This window comes from Effusibacillus lacus (assembly GCF_002335525.1).
GTDB lineage: Bacteria > Bacillota > Bacilli > Tumebacillales > Effusibacillaceae > Effusibacillus > Effusibacillus lacus.
In genome coordinates this window covers 1-519 of the sequence record NZ_BDUF01000079.1, presented here as the reverse complement: position 1 = coordinate 519, position 519 = coordinate 1, and the positions used below count along the sequence as shown (strand labels likewise).

Sequence of the window (519 nt, the reverse complement as noted above, 5' to 3'; positions counted from 1 at the left end):
GCGGAACTGTGCGGTACATCCGTACGGAGTATCTACCGTGACATCAAGCGGTTGGATGAAGCCGGAATCCAGATCCTGCTGCAGGGGAACAAAGGCTATTACCTGATTGACAATATTGTTCAGGCACAGGGCCGCCTGGCAGCTGAAGAGTATCTTGCAATCTCCCTTTACCCGATTTTGTACGGACAATCCAAGCTGAAGAATCACCCCTTTCAACAGTCGTTCCGAACGGCCATGGAGAAGATTCTTACGCGGTTTAAAGTCAACGATGAACTGCTGCAGTTGGGGAAACGGATTCGCATCCACTCGGAGCAGATGCAGCCGGAACAGGAAACTGTGATGCAGAAGATCATTGAGGGCATCATCCGGGAAGTGACTCTTCACTGCACCTATTTCTCCATGTATCGGGAAGAACTGACCACCCGCATGATCGACCCTTATTATCTGGTGCCGCGCGGCGGTCATTTGTACCTGATTGGCTATTGCCACGAACGGGAGGATCTGCGGACTTTCCGCTTG

General features: G+C 51.8%; 1 protein-coding gene. It reads left to right on the top strand.

Translation table 11 applies throughout. The annotated features are described in order from the left end of the window. Positions 1–519, top strand: a 519-nt coding sequence (locus tag EFBL_RS14445) for a helix-turn-helix transcriptional regulator (protein WP_149029967.1), incomplete at both ends; no start/stop codon positions are given.